General features: G+C 70.2%; 17 protein-coding genes. 5 read left to right on the top strand and 12 right to left on the bottom strand.

What is annotated here, in order from left to right; translation table 11 throughout:
* Positions 1–63 precede the first annotated feature (63 nt).
* A complete protein-coding gene (locus QQ657_RS46940; protein WP_284748905.1) occupies positions 64–219 on the top strand; it encodes a hypothetical protein in 156 nt (51 codons plus the stop codon).
* A gap of 31 nt (positions 220–250) precedes the next feature.
* On the opposite strand, the gene QQ657_RS46935 is transcribed toward QQ657_RS46940, so the two are convergent.
* From QQ657_RS46935 to QQ657_RS46895, 9 genes are all read right to left on the bottom strand, one after another.
* Positions 251–901, bottom strand: coding sequence for a cation efflux transmembrane domain-containing protein (locus tag QQ657_RS46935; protein ID WP_284748904.1), 651 nt, complete (start codon positions 899–901; stop codon positions 251–253).
* Positions 898–1,215: a Cd(II)/Pb(II)-sensing metalloregulatory transcriptional regulator CmtR gene (gene cmtR / locus QQ657_RS46930; RefSeq protein WP_284748903.1), complete on the bottom strand. Its 318-nt coding sequence runs from the start codon at positions 1,213–1,215 to the stop codon at positions 898–900. Before cmtR ends, QQ657_RS46935 begins: the two co-directional genes overlap by 4 nt.
* Before the next feature lie 243 nt (positions 1,216–1,458).
* On the bottom strand, positions 1,459–1,668 hold the full coding sequence (locus QQ657_RS46925) for a hypothetical protein (RefSeq protein WP_284748902.1): 210 nt from the start codon (positions 1,666–1,668) through the stop codon (positions 1,459–1,461).
* Positions 1,669–1,784: 116 nt separating this feature from the next.
* Positions 1,785–2,663: a non-homologous end joining protein Ku gene (gene ku, locus QQ657_RS46920; protein ID WP_284748901.1), complete on the bottom strand. Its 879-nt coding sequence runs from the start codon at positions 2,661–2,663 to the stop codon at positions 1,785–1,787.
* An 86-nt stretch (positions 2,664–2,749) separates the two neighbouring features.
* A complete protein-coding gene (locus tag QQ657_RS46915) occupies positions 2,750–3,976 on the bottom strand; it encodes a styrene monooxygenase/indole monooxygenase family protein (protein WP_284748900.1) in 1,227 nt (408 codons plus the stop codon).
* Between the two features lie 34 nt (positions 3,977–4,010).
* Positions 4,011–4,637 carry a GTP-binding protein gene (locus QQ657_RS46910; protein WP_284748899.1) on the bottom strand — a complete coding sequence of 209 codons (627 nt, stop codon included), beginning with the start codon at positions 4,635–4,637 and terminating at the stop codon, positions 4,011–4,013.
* Positions 4,612–4,980 (bottom strand): DUF742 domain-containing protein, encoded by a 369-nt coding sequence (locus QQ657_RS46905; protein WP_284748929.1) that lies wholly within the window; start codon positions 4,978–4,980, stop codon positions 4,612–4,614. The genes QQ657_RS46910 and QQ657_RS46905 overlap by 26 nt, the downstream gene beginning before the upstream one ends.
* 29 nt (positions 4,981–5,009) lie before the next feature.
* Positions 5,010–5,447, bottom strand: a complete 438-nt coding sequence (locus QQ657_RS46900) for a roadblock/LC7 domain-containing protein (protein ID WP_284748898.1) — start codon at positions 5,445–5,447, stop codon at positions 5,010–5,012.
* A complete protein-coding gene (locus tag QQ657_RS46895; RefSeq protein ID WP_284748897.1) occupies positions 5,444–6,751 on the bottom strand; it encodes a sensor histidine kinase in 1,308 nt (435 codons plus the stop codon). The genes QQ657_RS46900 and QQ657_RS46895 overlap by 4 nt, the downstream gene beginning before the upstream one ends.
* A 347-nt stretch (positions 6,752–7,098) precedes the next feature.
* On the opposite strand from QQ657_RS46895, the gene QQ657_RS46890 reads away from it, so the two are divergent.
* From QQ657_RS46890 to QQ657_RS46875, 4 genes are all read left to right on the top strand, one after another.
* The gene (locus QQ657_RS46890) at positions 7,099–7,767 is read left to right on the top strand and encodes a TetR/AcrR family transcriptional regulator (RefSeq protein WP_284748896.1); all 669 of its coding nucleotides are present in this window, start codon (positions 7,099–7,101) and stop codon (positions 7,765–7,767) included.
* Positions 7,761–9,494: an ABC transporter ATP-binding protein gene (locus QQ657_RS46885; protein WP_284748895.1), complete on the top strand. Its 1,734-nt coding sequence runs from the start codon at positions 7,761–7,763 to the stop codon at positions 9,492–9,494. The genes QQ657_RS46890 and QQ657_RS46885 overlap by 7 nt, the downstream gene beginning before the upstream one ends.
* Before the next feature lie 101 nt (positions 9,495–9,595).
* Entirely contained in the window at positions 9,596–11,497 is a 1,902-nt protein-coding gene (locus QQ657_RS46880) for an ABC transporter ATP-binding protein (RefSeq protein ID WP_434056853.1), read from the top strand.
* Positions 11,498–11,549: 52 nt separating this feature from the next.
* Positions 11,550–12,620 (top strand): DNA polymerase ligase N-terminal domain-containing protein, encoded by a 1,071-nt coding sequence (locus QQ657_RS46875; protein ID WP_284748893.1) that lies wholly within the window; start codon positions 11,550–11,552, stop codon positions 12,618–12,620.
* Between the two features lie 172 nt (positions 12,621–12,792).
* Here the strand turns inward: QQ657_RS46875 and QQ657_RS46870 are convergent, their stop codons facing one another.
* The 3 genes from QQ657_RS46870 to QQ657_RS46860 form a co-directional block, all read right to left on the bottom strand.
* Positions 12,793–14,244, bottom strand: coding sequence for an MFS transporter (locus QQ657_RS46870; RefSeq protein ID WP_284748892.1), 1,452 nt, complete (start codon positions 14,242–14,244; stop codon positions 12,793–12,795).
* A gap of 80 nt (positions 14,245–14,324) precedes the next feature.
* Positions 14,325–14,522, bottom strand: coding sequence for a hypothetical protein (locus QQ657_RS46865; protein ID WP_284748891.1), 198 nt, complete (start codon positions 14,520–14,522; stop codon positions 14,325–14,327).
* A gap of 6 nt (positions 14,523–14,528) precedes the next feature.
* A complete protein-coding gene (locus tag QQ657_RS46860) occupies positions 14,529–15,011 on the bottom strand; it encodes a hypothetical protein (RefSeq protein ID WP_284748890.1) in 483 nt (160 codons plus the stop codon).
* Positions 15,012–15,096: the final 85 nt, after the last annotated feature.

Raw genomic sequence — 15,096 nt, 5'->3', positions numbered from 1 at the left:
GTGACAGCGCATCCGCCCGACCGGTACGGCGGACGGGTCCCATGCGAAGGAGTGTGTGTCAAAGTGATCGTTCTCGGTGTAATTCTCCTCATCATCGGGTTCATCGTGGGTATCCCGGTGCTTTACACCATCGGCATCATTCTCGCGGTGGCCGGCGTGGCACTGGCCATCCTCGGTGGCACCGGCCGCCGGGTCGGTGGGCGTGCGCACTGGTACTGATCCACGAACTCGCGAACGGCCTGGTACGGCGTCAGCAGCAATGCTCGCCGCGCCAGGCCGTTCGGCCTTCTTTCACCGCCACGAAGGCGATGGCGAGGGCCACGAGCGGATCGGCCCACCACCAGCCCCAGAGGGCGTTGAGCAGCAACCCCGCCAGCAGGACCGCGGAAAGGTAAGTGCAGAGCAAAGTCTGCCGCGAATCCGCGACCGCGCTGGCGGATCCCAGCTCCCGTCCCGTTCGCCGCTGGGCGGCGGACAGGGCGGGCATCACGACGAGTGAAACCGCCGCGAGGACGACCCCGGTGACCGAGCTTTCCGGTGCCGCCGCGGTGAAGAACGTCCGCACCGACTCCGCCGTCACATAGGCGGCCAGTGCGAAGAACGAAAGCGCGATCAACCGCAGCGCCCGCCGTTCGCGGGCTTCCGGGTCGCGGCCCGAGAACTGCCAGGCGACCGCGGCCGCCGAAGCGACTTCGACGATCGAGTCCAGGCCGAAGCCGATCAGCGCGCCGGATGAGGCTTCGGTGCCGGCCGTCAGCGCGACGGCCGCTTCGACGACGTTGTAAGTAATGGTCGCCGCCACGAGCAGCCGGACCCGGCGCACGAGCAGCGGCCGGCGGTCCGGGGCCACCGTGACAGTGACCGGTGCGCAGCAGCCGTCGGAGCACTCGCCGCTCGTCATGCCGGTTCGCATTCGTCCCGCGGCTCGACCGCCAGCACGACCTGGACGAGTTCGCGCAGCGCGCGGGCCAGGTGCGCGTCGGCGATCTCGTACCGCACCTGACGGCCCTCGTAGCCCGCCACGACGAGCCCGCACCCCCGCAGGCACGAAAGGTGGTTCGAGACGTTCGAGCGGCTCAGCCCGAGTTCGCCGGCGAGGCGCCCGGGATAGGCGGGACCGTCCAGCAGCGCGGTCAGGATCCGGCAGCGGGTCGGGTCGGACAGGGCGCGCCCGATGCGGGCCAGCGCCGACTCCCGCGTCTCACAGGTCACCATGCACTGAACTGTACATCAGCGGCTGACATATCCACACGGGACACCGCGGACATTAAAGGGTCCTCCGGCTCCGAGGGGGAGGGAGAGCCGAAGGACCCCGTTAGTGTTAGCACATCGCCAAGCCCGTGTACACAGCTGCATACACGATCGTGTCAGGTGCTTGACCGGTTCCTGACGCCGTGAAGGCCTCCCCGGCCGGCGCGCAGCCGACCGGAAAGGCCTTCACGGATCCTGGCGGGAGGCTCAGGAAGCTTGACGCAGCCAGGGTTTTCCCGGTTCGGCCGCGCAGCCGCACCCGCGGCCGAGGGCCTGGCAGTCGACGATCAGCGCGTGCCGGACGCGGTCACCGTCCCCACAGGCCGGTTCGGTGCACTCGGCGAATCCGCCTTCCGGGTGCACCACCAGCGTGCCGTGGCAGTGATCGATCCCCGCGCCACAAGAAGCGCACTCCATGACCGCTCCGCCTTCCCGCGTTCGTGCCCGGTGTGCTCGCACTCCTTGCCTACCACCGGAAAGCACCCGGACACGGGACCGCGACGGCGCGTGTCGGCACGACCACCCGGACGGGATCAGGCGGACTTCGGCGCCCGCTTCCGCGCGGCCGGCTTCTTCTTCGCGGCCGCCGGCGCCTCGTCCTCATCGGACTCATCCGAAGTGGACTTCGCCCCGCGGGACTTCTTCGCCGCGTCCACACTGGCCTGCAGCGCCGCCATCAGGTCGACGACGTCGGCCTTCGCGGTCACCGCCGCCGGCTTGGTCGTCTCCTCCCCCGCCACCTTGGCCTCGATCATCTCCTCGAGGGCCTCGCGGTAGTGGTCGCGGTACTTCTCCGGCTCGAACACCGGCTCGGCCAGCGAGTCGATCAGCGATCCGGCCATGGTCAGCTCCTGCGGCCGGATCTGCGGCGGGTCGTCGCGCAGGAAGGGGAAGTCGGGCTCGCGGACCTCGTCCGGCCACAGGATCGTCGTCATCACCAGCACGTCGGCGTGCACCCGCAGCACCGCCATGCTCTCCCGCTGCCGCACCGCGACCTTCGCGATCGCCACCTGGCTCGACTTGTGCAGCGCGTCGCGCAGCACGATGTACGGCTTCACCGCGTTCTTCTGCGGCTCCAGGTAGTACGTCCGGTCGTACTGGATCGGGTCGATCGACTCGATCGGCACGAACTCCAGGACGTCGATCGTGCGCTGCGAGGACAGCGGCAGCTCGGCCATCTCGGCGTCGGTGATCACGACCATCTCGCCGTCGGGCAGCTCGTAGCCCTTGGCGATCTCGGCGTAGGGCACCTCGGCGCCGTCGATCGTGCAGAACCGCTTGTACTGGATGCGGCCGCCGTCGGCCTCGTGCACCTGCCGGAGCGAGACGTTCTTGTTCTCGGTGGCCGCGTACAGCTGGATCGGAATGGACACCAGCCCGAACGAGACCGAGCCCTTCCACATCGCCCGCATGCCACACACCTTTCGCCTTCGCACTCACGCTACGTGACAAAGGTAGCCCGAAAAGCGCGACGGCGACAGCCCGGCGAGGCGACGATCTAGACCTCTGCCAGGTATTTCTCCCAGAGTGCGGGGTCCATGAACCAATGCTGGAAGTCCGTCGGATCGGTGAAACCGTTCGCGAACCGTCGTGCGACCGCCGGGTTCTGACCCGCGATCCCCAGGATCTGGAGCACGTGCGGAGGCGGCGGCTGGAGCAGCGCGTTCGTCCATTCGGTGACGTGCCGGGCGTACTCCCAGTAGCGCTCGAACGTCGCGTCCATCCACTCCGCGTCGAACGGCCGCTCGCCGCGCTCGACGATCGCGTCGAGGTAGGTCGCGGCGCAGTGGCTCGCGTTGTTCGAGCCCTGGCCGGTGATCGGGTCGTTGGCCACGACGACGTCGGCCATGCCCAGCACGGTCGCCCCGCCGGGCAGGGTGCCGACCGGGTTGCGGACCACCGGCGTGTAGCCGCCGGCCAGGGTGGCCTTCGCGTCGGTGAGCTCGGCGTCGCGGCTGCGCTCGTACTCCCACGGCACGAACTGCTTCATCAGGTCGAGGATCCGCGCGAAGTGCTCGGCCGGGCCCGGCCGGTCGTCGAAGCAGTCCAGCGGCCCGCCGGGCACGCCTTCGAAGAAGAGGATGTCGCAGTTCCCGCTCAGCGTGTACGCGGGGATCATGAACAGCTCGCCGACGCCGGGGACGATGTTGAAGCGCACCGCCATCTTGTCCGGGTGCTCCGGCCGCGGGCGCACGCCGTGGGCGTAAGCCAGCGACAGCGCGCGCATCGGCTTCGTGTACGGCGACCGCTCGGGCACGCGGTCGAACAGCTGGACCAGCTCGCCCTTGCCGGCCGAGATGATCACCAGGTCGTAGAGGCGGGCCAGGGCGTCCAGTTCGGACGTCATCACGCCGTGGATGACGAGCTTGCCGCCGCGGTCCTCGAACAGCTCGAGCCAGCCGGCCATCTTCACCCGCTGGTCGACCGACTGCGCGATGTGGTCCAGCTCGGCGAACCAGTCGAGCGCACGCCCGCCGTCCGGCGCGGCCACGGACACCCCGAGGCCTTCGACGTTCACGGTGTCGGCTTCCCACCGGTCGATGCCGAGGTCCCGCTCGTGCTGCAGCGCGTCGTGGAACATGCACTGCGTCGACATCACGCGCCCGTTCCGGATCTCCTCCGGCGTCCGCGCGGACATCACCGTGACGTCGAAGTCCTTGGCGAGCAGCCCGAGGGCCAGCTGCAGCCCGGACTGCCCGGCGCCGACGATCAGGACCTTGCGCATGAAGCTCTTCTCTCCTCGTGCGGGCGTGCGGGGTTCAGGCGTGCGGGGCGCTGCCGGCGAGCTCGCGGCCCGCCGGGCCGGAGAGCACCGCCAGCGACAGCGTGTGGCCGACCAACTCGGTCAGGGTGGCGATCGTCGAGGCGCGGTCGCGGGCGTCGCAGGTGACCAGCGGGACGGCCGGGTCGAGCGCGAGCGCGTCGCGCACCTCGTCGAGGTCGTGCACGGGCATGCCCTCGAACTGGTTGACCGCGACGACGAACGGCAGCTCCGAGTCGTTCTCGAAGTAGTTGATCGCCGCGAACGACTCGTCGATCCGGCTGGTGTCGACCAGCACGACCGCGCCGAGCGCACCGCGGCTCAGGTCGTCCCAGAGGAACCAGAACCGCGCCTGGCCGGGCGTGCCGAACAGGTACAGCAGCAGGTCCGGGCGCAGCGTGATGCGGCCGAAGTCCATCGCGACGGTCGTGGTCGACTTGCCGCCGGGCGGGATCTCGTCGACCCCTTGGCCGGCCTCGGTCATCCACGCCTCGTTGCTCATCGGTGGCACTTCCGACACCGACCCGACGAACGTGGTCTTGCCGACACCGAAGCCCCCGGCGACGACGATCTTCGCGGAGATCGTCAGCAGTTCGCCCTCAGGCGGGGAGCCGCTTGAGCCCATCAAGGATCCTCTCGAGCACGTTGGTGTCGTGGTGGTAGGCGTGCGCCGTGGGGTGGACGTACACCGCGCCCTGGGACGCGAGGTCGCCGATGAGCACCCGCACCACGCCCAGCGGCAGGTCCAGCCCGACCGACAGCTCGGCGATCGAGCACCGCGCCCGGGCGCGTTCGTAGAGCGAGCGCGACTCGGGCATCAGCGTGCCGCTGAGCGCCGGGTCGTATTGCGGGACCGAGACCAGCGTCTCCACCAGCAGCTGGTGGCGGGTGCTGGTGCGGCCACCGGTGAGCGCATAAGCGCGGATCCGGCGGCTCCGCCGCGGCAAGGCGGTGTCCTTGTCGGACACGGCGATCACATCCTCGTCGGGCACGCGCATCACACCCGAGGCCGGCGCGCGGTGAGCACCTGACGCAGTTCCGCGCGCACCTCGGGGGTGAGCGCGTGGCCGGCGTTGGTGATGAACTGGGTCATCTCGTAGGCGACCACCTTCATGTCCGCCTCGCCCGAGGTCAGCACCGCGAGCCCGGCACCGGAACCGATGCCCATGAACAGGAAGTAGCCGTGGGTGAGCCGGATGATGATCTGCTCGCAGGCACCCTTCCCGAACAGCGCCGCACTGTTGCCGGCCAGCGAAAGCAGGCCGCTGGAGATCGCCGCGAGCTGTTCGGCCTCGGCTTCGCCGACCGAGTCGGACGCGGTGAGGGGGAAGCCGTCCACGCTCATGATCAGCGCGTGGCTGACGCCGTGGACCTTGCGCACGAAGTCGTCGAGCAGCCAGGCGAAGTTCGCCGGGGCCGGGTGGGGGGCGCTCACGAGGCGGTTCCTCCGGGCGTCTCGTCCTGCGAGGAACGGTTGTTCTCGGCGAGCGCGGCCCGCTCGCCGTCGGCGAAGGCGCCGAGGTCGGCGAGCAGCCGGTCGTGCCCGGCGGGCGAAGCCGGGGCCGGCGGGGTCGGCGGTGGTTCGGGCGCGGCACCGCGGATGCTGCCGGGCACCCGGCGCGGCAGGCCGTTGGCGGTGGTCCCGCCGGTCTGCTCGACCGGCCGCGGGCGGGGGGTGGGCTTGCGCGGGATCGCGGTGACCGGCTCCTCCTGCGGGAAGGTGCCCGGGCGGCGGCGCGGGAGCCCGCCGGCGGCGGCCGGTTCGCCGGCCGCGGCCTTGACCGGCTCCCCGGTGACAGCGCCACCCTGGGCTTCGCCCCGAGCCGGGGGCTTCGCCACCCGGTCCCCCGAACCGGCGACGGTGCGGGTGCCCGACCACGCGTTCTCGGCGAGCTCGGTGACGATGCCGGTCGGCAGCAGCACTGTGGCCACCGTGCCGTGCGGGCTGCGCCGGTCCAGGCGCACGGTGACGTCGTGGCGGGCGGCGAGCCGGGACACCACCGCGAGGCCCATGTGGCGCGCCGCGGCGTCGTCGAGCTCACCGCCGGCGGCCAGCCGCGCGTTGAGACCGTCGACGCGGTCGGCGGGGATGCCGATGCCGTCGTCCTCGATCCGGACGAGCACGCTGCCCTGCTCGGTCAGGTGCGCGCTGACGTTCACCGGCGAGCTCGGCGACGACTGGTTGGCGGCGTTGTCGAACAGCTCTGCGAGCACCCGGCCCAGGTCCTCCGCGGCGAAGCCGACGACGCCGAGGTTCACGACCCGGCCGATGGTGATCCGGGCGTAGTGGTCGATCGAGGACATCGCCGCGCGCATGACGTCCACCACCGAGGTGGCGCGGGCGGCGTCGTCGGCGGTCTCCTGACCGGCCAGCACGCGCAGGTTCTCGGCGTTGCGCCGCAGCCGCGTCGCGAGGTGGTCGAGCTGGTAGAGCTCGGCGAGGCGGTGGTGGTCCTCCTCCCCCGCCTCCAGCTCTTCGAGCCGGGCGAGCAGCTGGTCGAGGAGGTTGAGGTCACGCAGGGCGACGCTGGCGCAGATCTCGGCCAGCACGGCCTCGTCCGCCGGCGCTGCCGGCACCACCACGGGCGCCAGCTGCGTGAGCGCGGGCCCGGCCGCGGGCGCGTACCCGGGATGCTCGGGATGCTTGGGGGGCGCGGTGAGGTACTGCGCGGCGGCGACCCGCGAGCGGTCCAGCAGGACGCGTGATCGATCCAGGAGTTCCCGGGCCCGGCTGGCCATGTGGTCCCACTTCTTCCTTGCTCATGTTCGGACGCGGTGTTACGTGCCGACCCCCGGCGGCGACGACCGACATGCAAGCAGAAAGCCTCGTGACGTGTCCACAACCCGTCCCCGCGCGATCGCGCCGCGTGAGCGAGGATCAGGGACGTCGCGCCTGGTGAGCGCAGCGGACTAGGCCATTCGGTTCAATTTTGCAAATTGCGCGTGGCAACAGAGCGCGCACGGACGCCGATACCGCAGGCAGCGAGGGCCCGCGCGGCGAAAACCGGCCATGTCCGGTTCGCCCTGATTTTTGCGGGCCGCGCACTTTTTTGCGTGCCACGCAAGTTTTTCGCTACACTCTGTTCATGCCGCCAGGGGAACCACCGAAGCTGACGCTGCGGGAACGCAAGAAGCGCGAAGCCCGCCGCGCGCTGGCGCAGGCCGCGTTGCGGCTCGCGCTGGATCGCGGGCTGGAGAACGTGCGGGTCGAGGACATCGCCACCGAGGTCGGTGTCTCGCCCCGCACATTCAACAACTACTTCTCCAGCAAGGAGCAGGCGGTCTGCTCGATGGTCGTCGACCGCCACGAGGGGATGCGCGAAGCCCTGCTCGCCCGGCCCGAGGGCGAGCCGCTCTGGGAGTCCGTGAAGCAGGCGGTGGTCGAGCAATATTCGCGTGAGGGCGAACCGGATCGCGCGTATGTTGCGCGTATCCGGGAGCTGATGGGCCAGCTCATGCTGCGCGGCGAGTTCCTCAACGCCCACGCGGCGGTCGAACGCGTCCTCGCCGAGACCATCGCGAAGCGGGCGGGCGGGGCGGACCACCTCCTGTGCCGGCTGATGGCCTCCACGGTGGAAAGCGCCGTCCGCGTCGCCTTCGTCAACTGGTTCATGACCGAGGGCGAGCCGTTCCTCCCGACCCTGGAACGACTGCTGGACGAGCTGGCCACCGGGATGCCCACCCTGACCGGCACCACCCCGCTACACCCCGAACCGGACACCACCACCACATCACTGGGGGAACCGTTGTGCTGATCAAGCTCCTGCGCAGTCACCTGCGCCCGTACAAAACCACGTTGTGGGTGATCGTGGTGCTGCAGCTCGTGCAGACGATCGCCATGCTCTACCTGCCGACGCTCAACGCCGACATCGTCGACAACGGCCTGATCAAGGGCGACATGGCCTACATCCTGCGCGTCGGCGCCGTGATGCTCGCCGTGACGCTCGCCCAGATCGCCGGCTCGATCGGCGCGGTGTACTACGGCGCCCGCACCGCGATGGCGGTCGGCCGCGACATCCGGTCCGGGGTCTTCCACCGGGTGCAGGACTTCTCGGCCCGCGAGGTCGGCCAGTTCGGCACGCCGTCGCTGATCACCCGCACCACCAACGACGTCCAGCAGATCCAGATGCTGGTCGTGATGACGCTGACGCTGATGGTGTCGGCGCCGATCATGTGCGTCGGCGGGATCATCCTGGCGCTGAACCTCGACGTGCCGCTCTCCTCGCTGCTGCTGGTGATCGTGCCGGTGCTGGCGGTCGCCGTCGGCACGATCATCACCAAGATGCGCCCGGCGTTCCGCCTGATGCAGGAGCGGATCGACAAGATCAACCAGGTGCTGCGCGAGCAGATCATGGGCATCCGCGTCATCCGCGCGTTCGTCCGCGACAAGCACGAGCGCGAGCGCTTCGACGCCGCGAACGACCAGCTGCTCACGGTTTCGCTGCGCGTCGGCCGGCTGATGGCGCTGATGTTCCCGATCGTCATGCTGGTGATGAACGCCTCCAGCGTCGCCGTGCTGTGGTTCGGTGGCCAGCGCATCGACTCCGGCAGCATGCAGATCGGGGCCCTGACGGCGTTCCTGTCCTACCTGCTGCAGATCCTGATGTCGGTCATGATGGCCACCTTCATGTTCATGATGGTGCCGCGCGCGGAGGTCAGCGCCGAGCGGATCAGCGAGGTGCTCGACACCGAGTCGAGCGTCCGCCTGCCGGTGTCGCCGATCACGCCCGGCGAGGTGCACGGCCACCTCGAGCTTTCCGGCGTCGAGTTCCGCTACCCCGGCGCGGAAAAGCCGGTCCTGTGCGACATCTCGCTGATCGGGCGGCCGGGCGAGACCACCGCCGTGATCGGGTCGACGGGTACCGGCAAGACCACGCTGCTCAACCTGATCCCGCGGCTGATGGACGCCACGAAGGGCACGGTGAAGGTCGACGGCGTCGACGTGCGCGACCTCGACCAGGCGGTGCTCGCCCGCGCGGTCGGGCTGGTGCCGCAGAAGCCGTACCTGTTCGCCGGGACGGTGGCCAGCAACCTGCGCTACGGCAACCCCGACGCCACCGACGAGGAGCTGTGGCACGCGCTGGAAGTGGCCCAGGGCAAGGACTTCGTCGCGGCGATGCCCGAAGGCCTCGAAGCGCCGATCTCCCAGGGCGGGACGAACGTCTCAGGCGGTCAGCGGCAGCGGCTCGCGATCGCGCGGATGCTGGTCCACAAGCCGGAGATCTACCTCTTCGACGACTCGTTCTCGGCGCTGGACTACGCGACCGACGCGGCCCTGCGCCGCGCGCTGGTCTCGGAGACCGCCGACGCGACGGTGATCATCGTCGCGCAGCGCGTCAGCACCATCCGGGGCGCCGACCGCATCATCGTCCTCGAGGAGGGCCGCGTCGTCGGCACCGGCACCCACCACGAACTCTTCGACGGCAACGAAACCTACCGGGAGATCGTGCTGTCCCAGCTGACCGAACAGGAGGCGGCGTGAGCACCACGGACGCCAAGCCCGCTGTCACCGAAGCGGGGGAACGGCCGACCGCCGAGCGGCAGAAGAACACCGGGGCCGCGACCGTCGGGCCCGGCCGGTGGATGGCCGGCGGCGCCCCGCCGGAGAAGGCCCTCGACTTCAAGGCTTCCCTCAAGCGGCTGCTGCGGATGCTCGCCCCGCAACGGCTCCACCTGATCGGCGTGCTCGTGCTCGGCGCGGCGAGCGTCGCGCTGACCGTGATCGGGCCGAAGATCCTCGGCCAGGCCACCGACGCGATCCTCGCCGGCGTGCTGGGCAAAGCAGTGCCTCCGGGCGTCACCAAGGAACAGGTCGTCGCCGGGCTGCGCGCCCAGGGCAACGGCACGCTCGCCGACATCTACGGCCGCGTCGACCTCGTGCCCGGTGTGGGCATCGACTTCGACAAGGTCGGCCAGATCCTGCTGACCGTGCTGGCGCTGTTCGTCATCGCGTCGTTCTTCGGGCTCATCCAGGCCCGGTTGACGACCACCCTGGTGCAGAATGCCGTCTACCGGCTGCGCCAGGACGTCGAGGACAAGTTCGCCCGGCTGCCGCTGAAGTACTTCGACCGCCAGCCGCGCGGCGAGGTCCTTTCCCGCGTCACCAACGACATCGACAACCTGGCGATGTCGCTGCAGCAGACGCTGTCGCAGATCGTCTCGTCGCTGCTGACGGTGATCGGCGTGCTGATCATGATGTTCCTGATCTCGCCGCTGCTGGCGCTGATCGCGCTGCTGACCGTGCCGCTCTCGGCGGTCGTGGCGGCGAAGATCGGGAAGCGGGCGCAGCCGAACTTCATCAAGCAGTGGGCGACGACCGGGAAGCTCAACGCGCACGTCGAGGAGATGTACACCGGGCACTCGCTGGTCAAGGTGTTCGGCCGCCGCGACGAGTCCGCGGCGATCTTCGACAAGCAGAACGAAACGCTGTACGAGGCGAGCTTCCGGGCGCAGTTCATCTCCGGGATGATCCAGCCGGCGATGATGTTCATCGGCAACCTGAGCTACGTGCTGGTGGCGGTGATCGGCGCGCTGCGCGTCGCGTCGGGCAGCCTGACGCTCGGCGAGGTCCAGGCGTTCATCCAGTACTCGCGCCAGTTCAGCCAGCCGGTGACGCAGATCGCCAGCATGGCGAACCTGCTGCAGTCGGGCGTCGCCTCGGCCGAGCGGGTGTTCGCGCTCCTCGACGCCGAGGAGCAGGCACCGGAGCCGGCGGACCCGGAGCGGCCGTCCGACATCCGCGGGCGCGTCGAGTTCCAGGACGTCTCGTTCCGCTACCTGCCGGACAAGCCGCTGATCGACGACCTGTCGCTCACCGTCGAGCCCGGCCAGACGGTGGCGATCGTCGGCCCGACCGGCGCGGGCAAGACGACGCTGGTCAACCTGCTCATGCGGTTCTACGAGCTCGACGGCGGGCGGATCACGCTCGACGGCGTCGACATCGCGAAGATGAACCGCGAGGAGCTGCGCGACCAGACCGGCATGGTGCTGCAGGACGCGTGGCTGTTCGGCGGCACGATCGCGGAGAACATCGCCTACGGCGCCGACGACCCGACCCGCGAGGAGATCATCGAAGCGGCGACGGCGACGTACGTCGACCGGTTCGTCAGGACCCTGCCGGACGGCTACGAGACGGTCCTCGACGACGAGGGCGGCACGGTCAGCGCGGGTGAGAAGCAGCTGATCACGGTGGCGCGGGCGTTCCTGGCCAAGCCGGTCATCCTCATCCTGGACGAGGCGACCAGCTCGGTCGACACCCGCACCGAGGTGCTCATCCAGCGGGCGATGAACGAACTGCGCACCGGCCGCACCAGCTTCGTCATCGCGCACCGGCTCTCCACGATCCGGGACGCCGACGTGATCCTGGTGATGGAGCACGGCCAGATCGTCGAGCACGGCGACCACGAAACGCTGCTGGGCAGTGGCGGCGCTTACGCGCGGCTGTATGCGGCGCAGTTCGCCGAGGCCATGGCCGAGACGGACTGACGCGGGGCCCGGTACCCTGGAAGCTCTCCAGCGGAAGGGGTACCGGGCACCGATGGCCGACCGGCTCGAGGAGTACCGCGGCAAGCGCGGGAAGGACCGCACCCCCGAACCCTGGCCCGACGGTCCGCCGGAACCGGGCGGCAACGACCTCTTCGTCATCCAGGAGCACCACGCCTCCCGGCTGCACTGGGACTTCCGGCTGGAACACGACGGCGTGCTCGTGTCGTGGGCCGTGCCGCGGGGGCTGCCGCTCGCGCCCGGGGTGAACCGGCTCGCGGTGCACACCGAGGACCACCCGATGGAGTACCTCACGTTCGAGGGCGAGATCCCCGCGGGCGAGTACGGCGGTGGCCGGATGACCGTGTGGGACACCGGGAAGTACGAAACCCTGCACTGGAACGACCACAAGGTCGAGATCGTCTTCCACGGCGAGCGGGCGCGCGGCAAGTACCTGTTCCTCAACCGGCACAACGTCGACGACGACCGCGACTGGATGCTGCGGCGCCTCGACCCGGCCGAGCCGGGGCACGAGGACGCGCCGGAGTTCCTCGAGCCGATGACGGCGATCCCGGGCGAGCTCCCGCCGGACGACGGCGAGTGGGCCTACGAGTTCGCGTGGGGCGGTCTGCGCACCATGCTGCAGGTCTCCGGCGGCCGCGTCATCGCCCACGACGAGACGGGCGCCGACGTCACCGGCCGCTACCCGGACCTGCACAAGCTGGGCGAAGAGCTCGGCTCGACGGAGGTCCTGCTGGACGGCGAAGTGGTCGTGATCAAGGACGGCAAGCCCTCCCCCGAAGGCCTCGAAGAACGTCGCCGTGCCGACGGCAACGCGGCGAAGCGGTTGAAGACGCACTGCCCGGTGTTCTACTTCGCCGCCGACGTCCTGCACCTCGACGGCAAGCCGACGCTTTCGCTGCCCTACACCGAGCGCCGGGAGCTGCTGGAGAACCTGCCGGTGGCCGACCGCAACTGGCAGGTCCCCCGCTACTTCCTCGGCGGCGGCGCGGACGTCCTCGGCGCCAGCCGTCAGCACGGTTTGCCGGGAGTGGTCGCGAAGCGCGCGGACAGCGCCTACCGCCCGGGCGACGATTCGGGCGATTGGCTGTTCGTCGGCAACTGAAGCGTCAGTGCACCCGCGGAACGGCGGCGAGCTTCCCGCGCCGGGCACTGCCCCCACGACCACCGCGCGAACCGCGCCCAGCACTGGCAACCCCCGCAGGGACAGCCGGCAACACCGCCCGGCCGGCCCGCCAACCCCACGGCGAACCGGCCGGTCATCGAACGCCGAATCCTCAGTGCACCCGCGGAACAGCGGCGAGCTTCCCGCGCCGAGCGTTCTTCAACAGCGAGAACGCAACCAGCACGCCGACCGCCCCGATCCCACCGCATGCGTACATCCCCGCGTGGAACCCGTCGAGCGCACCCGCCGGGCCGGGGGTGGCCGCCGAGTTCACCGCGATGATCGTCGACACCACCGCCACCCCGAGCGCGCCACCCACCTGGAACGCCGCCACGTTGATCCCCGAGGCGATGCCCGCGTCGGACGACGTGACTCCGTTCAGCGCGGCCGAGGCCAGGACGACCGGCCCGATGCCCAGCCCCAGGCCGAACACGACCAGGCCCGGCAGCACGGTCGTCAGGTAGCCGGCGTCGGGTGACAGTCCCGTCAGCAGGAAACTCCCGACCGCCATCAGCAGCAGCGCCGTCACCGCGACCGGGCGGAGGCCGCGCCGGGCCAGTGCGGCCTGGCCGGCGTACGCGCCGATCACCGCCGCGATCGGCATCGCGGACTGGCTCAGCCCGAACACGATCGGCGTGTAGCCGAGCACGCCCAGCGCGTACTGCGAAAGCACGACCGACAACCCGTACGCGAGCATCGCCATCAGGGCCGTCAGCACGTTGCCGCCGACCACGGTGGCCGACCGGAACAACCGGGCGGGCAGCAGCGGGGCCGCCGACCGCCGCTCGACGACGACCGTCGCCGCGGTCAGCACCAGGAAGACGGCCGCGAGGCCGAGCGTGCGAGCGCTGGTCCAGCCCCACGTGGGCGCCTCGACCAGCACGTACACCAGCAGGCCCAGAGCCGCGGTGGTGAGCACCGCGCCCGTGACGTCGAAGGTGCGGTGCGCCGAGGGGTCCCGGCTCTCCCGCAGCAGCACCGGGCTCAGCGCCAGCATCAGCGCGGCGACCGGGACGTTGACGTAGAAGAGGCTCTGCCAGCCGAACCAGTCGAGCAGCGCGCCGCCGAGCAGCAGGCCGATCGTGGCGCCCAGCGCGGCGATTCCCGACCACGCGGCGAACGCGCGGTTGCGCTCGCGGCCCTCCGGGAAGGTTTCGGTGAGGATCGCCAGTGCCGTCGGCGCCATCAGCGCCGCGGAAATCCCGTGCAGCGCCCGCGCGGCCAGCAGCAGCGGACCTGCCGTGGCGAGCGCCGAAAGCAGGGACACCAGCAGGAACAGCGCCGTGCCGATCATGAAGAGCTTGCGGCGCCCGAGCAGGTCCGCGGCCCGGCCGCCGAGCAGCAGCAGGCCGCCGAACGTCAGCAGGTTGCCCGAGAGGATCCACTGCGCCTCGACCGACGAGAGCCCGAGGTTCGCCGTGATCACCGGCACGCCCATGATCACGGTCTGGGAGTCGAGGATCACCATGAAGTTGGCCGCGCAGAGCAAGATCAGCGCCGCCAGGCGCCGGGGGTCCGCCGGCCGCGTGGCCGTATCCGGCCGCGCCGATTCTGCGAGGGTCATCCGCGCTCCCATGCTCGTTCAGCTCGTGCGAACGACCGTACGAACCGGGATGCGGTGTGCTCATCTCCCCTGCTGCGAGGTCAGTCCCGGCGGACCGCCACGACCACGCCCGCCACGACGACCACCGCGCCGGCGACGACGTTGCCGACGAGCGCGGCCGTCGACGGCTGTGTCCCGGCCGTCTGGCGCAGCAGCCACGGCGAAAGCGCCGAGCACCGGGACGACCCAGCCGGTAACCGGGGACTGCCCGCAGCCCTCGAGACGGGCAGTCCCCGCACCGGCCCTCAGCAGCCGCAGGTGTAGTACGTGATGTCCCAGTGGTTGCCTTCGTCGCAGTAGAGGTTGCCGGAGCCCGCCTTCCACTGCGGGTAGCCGTCACCGCGCAGCCCGATGTAGCTGAAGGAGTTCTTGATGTAGTTGTCGATGCAGCTGTTGTGCGAGATGTCCACCTTGTAGCCGTTGTAGTGGCTGTAGGTGCCCGACGCGTGGCCCACCTCGGTCCCGCCGGTGATGTTGATCGCGCAGCCGCTGGCCCGCTTCAGCGTGATCACGCCGGTGACCGTGGTCTGGTTGATCTGCTCGTAGGACGTGCAGGTCGAGTTGGACCGCGTGGTGCAGCCTCCGCTCGACGAGTGCGTGACCCCGGCGGCGGACAGCTGCGACGCGGCGGCCGACTGGCTGAGCTTGGTGACCTCGACGCTCGCCGACGCCGTGCCGATGGTGGCGAACGCCACCGTCGCGGCCGAAGCGGTCAATCCCACTGCCACGCGCGTGAGCATCCGTTGTCCCGGCATGCCTTGCCTCCTCGGGGTACGACGATCAGAACGGCGGCAGCCAAATCGGGACGGCCAT

Source organism: Amycolatopsis ponsaeliensis (assembly GCF_030182635.1).
Classification (GTDB): Bacteria; Actinomycetota; Actinomycetes; order Mycobacteriales; family Pseudonocardiaceae; genus Amycolatopsis; species Amycolatopsis ponsaeliensis.
The sequence above is the reverse complement of the archived record's forward strand: the minus strand, read 5'-3'. Positions and strand labels throughout refer to the sequence as shown.

Coding starts and splice junctions, on each gene's coding strand:
- QQ657_RS46935 (WP_284748904.1), bottom strand. CDS start 901: ATGACGAGCGGCGAGTGCTCCGACGGCTGCTGCGCACCGGTCACTGTC.
- cmtR (WP_284748903.1), bottom strand. CDS start 1,215: ATGGTGACCTGTGAGACGCGGGAGTCGGCGCTGGCCCGCATCGGGCGC.
- QQ657_RS46925 (WP_284748902.1), bottom strand. CDS start 1,668: ATGGAGTGCGCTTCTTGTGGCGCGGGGATCGATCACTGCCACGGCACG.
- ku (WP_284748901.1), bottom strand. CDS start 2,663: ATGCGGGCGATGTGGAAGGGCTCGGTCTCGTTCGGGCTGGTGTCCATT.
- QQ657_RS46915 (WP_284748900.1), bottom strand. CDS start 3,976: ATGCGCAAGGTCCTGATCGTCGGCGCCGGGCAGTCCGGGCTGCAGCTG.
- QQ657_RS46910 (WP_284748899.1), bottom strand. CDS start 4,637: ATGGGCTCAAGCGGCTCCCCGCCTGAGGGCGAACTGCTGACGATCTCC.
- QQ657_RS46895 (WP_284748897.1), bottom strand. CDS start 6,751: ATGGCCAGCCGGGCCCGGGAACTCCTGGATCGATCACGCGTCCTGCTG.
- QQ657_RS46890 (WP_284748896.1), top strand. CDS start 7,099: ATGCCGCCAGGGGAACCACCGAAGCTGACGCTGCGGGAACGCAAGAAG.
- QQ657_RS46880 (WP_434056853.1), top strand. CDS start 9,596: ATGGCCGGCGGCGCCCCGCCGGAGAAGGCCCTCGACTTCAAGGCTTCC.
- QQ657_RS46875 (WP_284748893.1), top strand. CDS start 11,550: ATGGCCGACCGGCTCGAGGAGTACCGCGGCAAGCGCGGGAAGGACCGC.
- QQ657_RS46870 (WP_284748892.1), bottom strand. CDS start 14,244: ATGACCCTCGCAGAATCGGCGCGGCCGGATACGGCCACGCGGCCGGCG.